The organism is Tenacibaculum aquaeponti (assembly GCF_052084715.1).
Classification (GTDB): Bacteria; Bacteroidota; Bacteroidia; order Flavobacteriales; family Flavobacteriaceae; genus Polaribacter.
In genome coordinates this window covers 3,825,627-3,832,964 of the sequence record NZ_CP197288.1, presented here as the reverse complement: position 1 = coordinate 3,832,964, position 7,338 = coordinate 3,825,627, and the positions used below count along the sequence as shown (strand labels likewise).

5 protein-coding genes are annotated in these 7,338 nt (G+C 30.9%); 2 read left to right on the top strand and 3 right to left on the bottom strand.

All coding sequences use genetic code 11. The annotated features are described in order from the left end of the window. Positions 1-119 precede the first annotated feature (119 nt). Complete coding sequence (locus ACSIGC_RS17460; protein WP_442266047.1) at positions 120-2,012, bottom strand: PorP/SprF family type IX secretion system membrane protein; 1,893 nt, start codon at positions 2,010-2,012, stop codon at positions 120-122. Positions 2,013-2,018: 6 nt separating this feature from the next. Next, positions 2,019-4,235, bottom strand: a complete 2,217-nt coding sequence (locus tag ACSIGC_RS17455) for a gliding motility-associated C-terminal domain-containing protein (protein ID WP_442266046.1) — start codon at positions 4,233-4,235, stop codon at positions 2,019-2,021. A gap of 163 nt (positions 4,236-4,398) precedes the next feature. Here ACSIGC_RS17455 and porQ point away from each other — a divergent pair, with 163 nt between their 5' ends. Together porQ and cmk are read left to right on the top strand one after the other, a co-directional pair. Beyond that, a complete protein-coding gene (porQ, locus tag ACSIGC_RS17450) occupies positions 4,399-5,445 on the top strand; it encodes a type IX secretion system protein PorQ (RefSeq protein ID WP_442266045.1) in 1,047 nt (348 codons plus the stop codon). A 55-nt stretch (positions 5,446-5,500) separates the two neighbouring features. After that, on the top strand, positions 5,501-6,193 hold the full coding sequence (gene cmk, locus ACSIGC_RS17445; RefSeq protein ID WP_442266044.1) for a (d)CMP kinase: 693 nt from the start codon (positions 5,501-5,503) through the stop codon (positions 6,191-6,193). An 88-nt stretch (positions 6,194-6,281) separates the two neighbouring features. On the opposite strand, the gene ACSIGC_RS17440 is transcribed toward cmk, so the two are convergent. Further along, positions 6,282-7,319: an RluA family pseudouridine synthase gene (locus tag ACSIGC_RS17440; RefSeq protein ID WP_442266043.1), complete on the bottom strand. Its 1,038-nt coding sequence runs from the start codon at positions 7,317-7,319 to the stop codon at positions 6,282-6,284. Between the last annotated feature and the right edge of the window lie 19 nt (positions 7,320-7,338).

The window sequence follows — 7,338 nt, the reverse complement described above, 5'->3', positions numbered from 1 at the left end:
TTTTGGGGATTTTTGCTTTCTTATAAAAAACTTATAATCAAAATTTTATAACACTTCTAAACGGTATCTCTATAAAGATAAGTATTTTAACACAATTTTAAAAACTGATTTTCAATACCTTATCTTACATGGACAATATTTTTTCTATCGTAATATTTTCCGTTTAAATTACTATTGTATAATTTTATTATCTCTTGTCTATCGTTAGATTTATGAATATATACATGTCTGTATCCAGTTTTTGGATTTATAAAATAACCTGCATTTATACCATCACTTTCTAATTCATCTAACAGTCTATCTGCATATGGCTTTTTAGAAAATACTCCTACTTGCATATAATAACCTGGTTCTAAGCCATCTACCAAACTCATTGTTTGTACTCTTGCTTTTGGCTGTGTTTTAGGCACTTTATATGTTTCTCCTTCAGGCCCAAGAGTTACTTTCATTACATATACTCTATCTTTTCCTGAAGAATTACCACTTGAAGTACTAATTCCTAGGCCTCCACCTACTTCATCATCACTCTCTGTTTCTTTTTTAATCGCTCCATTAATTTCATCACGTTGTTCTTCAGCTTCTTCTTTCTTTCCATGACGATCTATATATACTACATATACATTATATTTTGGATCTCTAACATATCTAGCTCTTACTTTTTTCTTATGAGTTTTATTATATTGTTTAACACTCTTTTTATTATTGTAAAACTTAACTTCTTCTTGAGCTTTTTTCAATGATTTAAATTGCTCTATTGCAACATAATACATTGTACCTCCTCCTCCTCTTTCTGTTACTGTAGTTTCTCTCCAAGGCCTATCACTTCTTCTAGGTAAAGATTGATCTCTTGTTTCGGTAGGCTCAGAAGGTGAAACCTCTCTAATAATTTCTGTAGTTTTAGTATTTGTAGGTTGATTTTCTAATTTCTTTAAAATTTCATCTACTTTCTTATTTAATTTATCTATAGAATCCTGAGCGATTCTTATTTCATCTGATAAATCGTTATGTTCAGGGTTTTCGTATTCTTCCTCTCTTCTATCTATTATTGGTTTAATCGAATTATCAGGAATACTAACAGTAACATTACCTGTTTTTCTTGATTTTCTTTTCCCTAAACGATAAATTAAACCAACCTCGTTTGTTCCACTTAAGTTTTGTTGCTTTTCATATGTAAAACCAATTGATAATCTTTTATTCAGATTAATACCAAAACCAGCATTTAAACCAAATAACTTATCATAACCAACTTTTAACCAACCTACTTTAGGCAAATCAGCTAATACAGTAGCAGCATAAGAAAAACCATCTACTTTTGTTCTTCTTCCAATACCTAATCCTCTAATCGTTGTTCCAGAAAACAAACCACTAGTATTTTGCAATCTATAAGTATAGGCAGCATGAGCAGAGATTGTTTTATCTCCAAATTCTGTTACAAATTCACTACTTTTTAAATTAAAATCTCCTAAGTTTTCAAAGAATAATCCAACATCAAAATTACCAAAAGAAACTGTAGCTGCTGGCTGAAAAACTACTACGGGTCTGTCTTGATAATTATTGATTAAAGGTTCTGGTGTATTAGTTAACACTCTGGGCTCATCTAAACTTCTTCTGCTGTAAAAAAAGTTGAATCCAAAAGTTAAATGAGTTTTTTCTGATAAATTGATTTGATAGGCATAATTTGCCATGGCACCAAAATCTTTAAAAACCCCTATTTCTTGTTGGAATACAGCTATTCCTGCACCAACATTAGATTGCATTTTACCTGAATAGCTTAAAATATGTAGACGAGAAGCATCCTCAAAATCAATATTTGAGCTTCTACTAATCGCTTCTATTGTAGATGTTTCTCTATGAAGTAAAGAAAATGTAGGAACTGTCATGAAGTTATTAAACTTCATAAAGCTCCTTGATGAAAAACCATTATAAGAATCTTCACTAGCAATACTCGTTTGAGCATAAGCTAGTAAATTCATAAATACACATAGTGTTAATAAAGTAATTTTCTTTACCATATATTATTATTGCAATATAGAAATTGTACCTGCTTTAATTAAGTTATTATCTTGAATAACTCTGAAATAGAATAACATTCCATCTTTCAAATTATTATTTACTGGCCAATTATTTTGATAATCCGTTGTATTTAATACTTCCTTACCTCTTGAGTTATAAATAATTACTTGAACATTATTTTGAAAAGCAAATCTATTTGGAAGCTCCCAAGTATCGTTAATTCCATCTCCATTAAAAGGAGTTATTATATTTGGTATAACTAATTTACCATCATCCTCTACTACATTTATATCTCTTTGTGCTCTACACCCTCCAACAGTACCAAAAACTGTATATGTTCCTAATGCATTAACATCAAGAGTTTCATTTGAAGACAACAAATTTCCAGCTTGATCAAACCATTCATAAGAATCAGCTCCACTTGCCTCCAACGTAATTGTTTGACCGGGCTCTAAAACTGCTGTAGAAGAAGGACTTACTTCTAAAACTGTATCATCAAATTCTACTACATTAATTTCAGCTACATTATTTAGACAACCAAACCCTTCATAAGTCACACTATATATTCCAATTTCGTTTACAACTAAAGTGCTTGGATCTGATAAAACTATCTCTTCACCATCTTTAAACCAAGTATAAACAAAACCTGGTACTATGTTCATATTAAACGTTATTGATTCTCCAGGACATAATGCATTTGAAATAGATGATGATTGAATTTCAACTCCTGTTAACGTTAACAAAACATCTAAAGGATTAGAATCAAAATTCAGTGTTGCACTTATTATAGCATTTAAAACGTATTCTCCATTATCATTATAAGAATCTATAGTTAATTGATTTAAAGTTTCTCCCGCTAAATCTGCTCCGTCTTTTTTCCATTGAAAATCTAAACTATCAATCTGATCTTGTGTTAAATCATAATCATTTCCATCTGTAGCTGTAGCTGTTACTCCAACAATTGACAAAGTTGTACTATCATTGCTACAATCTGAATAATTTGAAGCAGCTCTAATCTCAGGTGTAATAGAAACCACATCTAATACTGTATAAACAGCAGAATTTTTAGAAGTAGGACATGTTGAAGAATTATCAACAACCTCTGCAAAATATTCTCCTTCCTCAACAGCATTTATTGTTAAAGAATTACTTGAAGAAGGTAATGGATCACCATCTTTAAACCAAGTAATTGTTGCCGAGCTAGATGTATGAGTAATAACTAACTCAATGGTTTCTCTTGGCAACCTAACTCTTACAGCTGGATTTTCAATATTCACATCAAAATCAACTCCCGCTCTTTGTTCTATTGTAACATCCTGTGAACGTGATGAACAACCTCCTACTTCGATCTCTAAATGATACACACCAAATTGATTACTACTTGGTGTTGTATATCTAGGTGTGTAAGCTGGCAAAGCATCTATCAAAGTACCATCTTTATACCATTTATAATTAAAAGTTGGATCATCAACACTTGCTACTAATTCATAAGTTTCGTTAGCACAAATTTCTACAGAATTCGGACCTTCAATAACTAAACTAGTTGGTGCTATCTCTGTAACATCAATAATATTTGAACGAACTCCAGCCCCAGACTGTGTACATTGCCCATAATTGATAGCTGCATAATATCTACCTCCATCAGAAAGACTAATAGAAGCTCCTGTTTCTCCGGGAATTAACACATCTCTACCTCCCTCTACCTTATACCACAAATAAGTTAAATCTGGTTCTATTTCGTTTACAGAAACTGTTTGTGCTCCGCCACATAAAACAACATCATTAAAATCATTTAAAACTAATTGTTCAGAAGTTGTATAAAAAGCTTCAAATGGACCAAAAGAAGGTCCTTCCATTGCAGGTATACTTGATATTATTCTTATTCTATAATTAAATCCATAAGTATCTGTTGGAAAGGCAAAATTCGCAGAAATATCAAAGAAACTATCGTTTTCACCAGATATGGTTGCAAGGTTTTTATTATTTCCTGAATCAAAATCACCATTTGGATCTGAAAGTTGAACTGTAAAAACATTATTTGGATCAAATGCCATACCTGAAAAATCAAATAACAAACTAAAGTTATTTGAACCTTCCTTAGCACATGCAAAAGTAAAGTTAGGTCTTGGCACCTCAAGTGTTTGCCCATAAATAACACTACTAAACAATAAAGCTAGTAGTAAAAAAAGATGCTGTACTTTATTTTTTTTACACTTAAACATAATTGATGGGGACCATTAAATATTTTAATGCTTGAACACACTTATAACATACAAATATATTCATTTTAAAATAAAAAAAAATTTTATTATTTAAAAACTATTTAAACACTATCCTTAAAATTAATACGTTAATTTTACAAACTTATTATATCAAAGTTAAAAAATGCTAAAACATTTTATAATTGCTAGTTTATTTTCTTTTTCTTTAGGTCATGCTCAAGTTGGTGGAACTAGTGTTTTTTCTTTCCTTAACACAACAACAAATGCCAGACAAGCTGCTTTGGGTGGAAAGATTTTAACTTTAGTTGATGATGTTGACCAAGCAACTTGGAACCCTTCAATTATAAATTTAGATTTAGACAGAAAACTTTCTATTAACTACACTAGTTATTTAGCTGATATTTCTGTGGGATCTGTTTCTTACGCACATCGTTTTTCTAGATATTCAGAAACCATACACGGAAACATTACTTATATTAATTATGGAACTTTAATTCAAGCTGACGCTGAAGGAAATGAAACTGGTACTTTTGGAGCTAGTGATATTGCTTTGTCTGTCGGATATGCATATCGTATACCAAACACTAGCATTTATTTAGGAGCCAACCTTAGATTGATTAATTCTTCTATTGCTAATTTTTCATCTTTTGGAGTTTCTTCTGATTTAGCTGCCACGTACTACAATGATCAGAAACCTTATATTTTCTCAATAGCATTAAGAAACATTGGAACACAGATTACTTCTTTTAATGGAGAAAAAGAAAAACTTCCTTTCGAAATAGCTCTAGGAGCTTCTTACTTGTTAGAAAATGTTCCGTTACGTTGGTATTTAACTGCAGATAATCTTCAACAATGGAACATTAGCGTTGCTAATCCTTCAAATCAAACTTCTGATTTAGATGGAAATATTACTGAGGAAAAAATATCTTTTATTGATAATTTATTCAGACATTTAAGCATAGGAGCTGAATTATTTCCTAAACGTGCCGTTAACTTCAGAATAGGATATAATTTCAGAAGAGGAAAAGAATTACAGTTACAAAACGTAAGATCGTTTGGAGGTATTTCTTTCGGGTTTGGTTTACGAATGAATAAAGTAAAGTTAAACTATGCATACTCAAGATTTCATACTGCTTCTAATGTAAGCACCTTTGGTATTTCTATAGATTTAAACAGAGGGAAAAACTACCATCATAAAACTAAATATTAGTTTGTTTTTTCTTCTTTCTACTTTAACTTTTATCTTTGTTCCACATACTTTTTAAATGAATATAAATAAAATAATTATCGCAATAGATGGTTTTTCTTCTACTGGAAAAAGTACTATTGCTAAACAACTTGCTAAACAACTGAATTATATTTATGTAGATACTGGTGCTATGTACAGAGCTGTTACTTTATATGCAATGCGTAAAAATTATGTTTCTGATGATAAACTCTTAACAGATCAACTTATAAATGATCTCGAAAACATTAAATTATCTTTTCTTTTTAATTCTAATTTAGGGTTTGCTGAAATGTATTTAAATAATGAAAACGTTGAAAGAGAAATACGCACTATAGAAGTTTCAAAATTAGTAAGTAAAGTTTCAACTATACCTGAAGTAAGAAGAAAACTTGTTCTTGAACAACAAAAAATGGGGACTGAAAAAGGAATTGTAATGGATGGTAGAGATATTGGAACTGTTGTTTTTCCTAATGCTGAATTGAAGTTATTTATGACTGCTTCTGCAGATAAAAGAGCTACAAGACGCTACAAAGAACTATTAGATAGAGGTGATAAAGTAAATTACGAAGAAGTTTTATTCAATGTTCAAGAAAGAGATAGAATTGATTCTACTAGAAAAGATTCTCCACTGGTTAAAGCTGATGATGCTGTTGAGTTTGATAATTCTGATATGGGATTAGAAGAACAATTTGAACGTATAATGAGTTTAGTAAACGATAGAGTTAAATAACTTAAAAAAACATAACAACTGAGAATCGCGTATTCTGTATATATCATAAGATTTTTTGAAATACGCGATTCTCAGTAAATAGCTTTTTTTAACTTTCAAATGTTGAATTCGTAGAATATTTCCTCCACTTTTCCAAACAAGCTGTAATATCTTCTGGAACTTCGGAATTAAATTGCATAAACTCTCCAGTAGTTGGATGAACAAATCCTAAAGTTTTTGCATGTAGTGCCTGTCTTGGTAATAACTTAAAACAATTATCTACAAATTGTTTGTATTTAGAAAATGTAGTTCCTTTTAAAATTTGATCCCCTCCATAACGCTCATCATTAAATAAAGTATGACCAATATATTTAAAATGTGCTCTGATCTGATGTGTACGTCCTGTTTCTAATCGACATTCCACTAAGGTAACATAAGTAAAACGTTCAATAACCTTATAATGTGTTACTGCTGCTTTTCCATAATCTCCATCAGGGTATACTGCCATTTGCATTCTATCTTTAGCACTTCGCCCAATATGTCCTTCAATAGTTCCTTCATCATTCTCTACACTTCCCCAAACTAACGCATAATACAAACGTTCTGTAGTTTTATCAAAAAATTGCTTCGATAAATGCGCCATAGCAAATTCAGTTTTAGCCACAACTAATAAACCACTGGTATCTTTATCAATTCTATGAACTAAACCCGGACGTTCATTACTATTCTTTGGTAAGTTTTCGATATGATGAATTAATCCGTTTACTAAAGTTCCTGAATAATTTCCATGACCTGGATGAACCACCATACCTGGCTCTTTGTTCACCACTATAACATCATCATCTTCATATACAATATTAATTGGTATATCTTGAGCTACTAATAAGTTTTCGTGTGGTGGATGTGCTAAAACTACACGAACTACGTCTTTTGGTTTTACTTTGTAGTTCGATTTTACAGCTTTATCATTCACTAAAATGTTTCCTGCCTTAGCCGCTTGTTGAATTTTATTTCGTGTAGCATTCTCAATAAAGTTCATCAAAAATTTATCTACACGTAAAGGATCTTGTCCTTCTGTAGCTGTAAAACGATAATGTTCATATAATTCAGAACTTTCGTCTTGAATATCATAATTCTCCTCCTGCATCTAATCTCTATTTAAAAAA

Bases quoted from the DNA above. Each gene is read 5' to 3' on its own strand.
- porQ (WP_442266045.1), top strand. From the start codon at position 4,399: ATGCTAAAACATTTTATAATTGCTAGTTTATTTTCTTTTTCTTTAGGT.
- ACSIGC_RS17460 (WP_442266047.1), bottom strand. From the start codon at position 2,012: ATGGTAAAGAAAATTACTTTATTAACACTATGTGTATTTATGAATTTA.
- ACSIGC_RS17455 (WP_442266046.1), bottom strand. From the start codon at position 4,235: ATGTTTAAGTGTAAAAAAAATAAAGTACAGCATCTTTTTTTACTACTA.
- ACSIGC_RS17440 (WP_442266043.1), bottom strand. From the start codon at position 7,319: ATGCAGGAGGAGAATTATGATATTCAAGACGAAAGTTCTGAATTATAT.
- cmk (WP_442266044.1), top strand. From the start codon at position 5,501: ATGAATATAAATAAAATAATTATCGCAATAGATGGTTTTTCTTCTACT.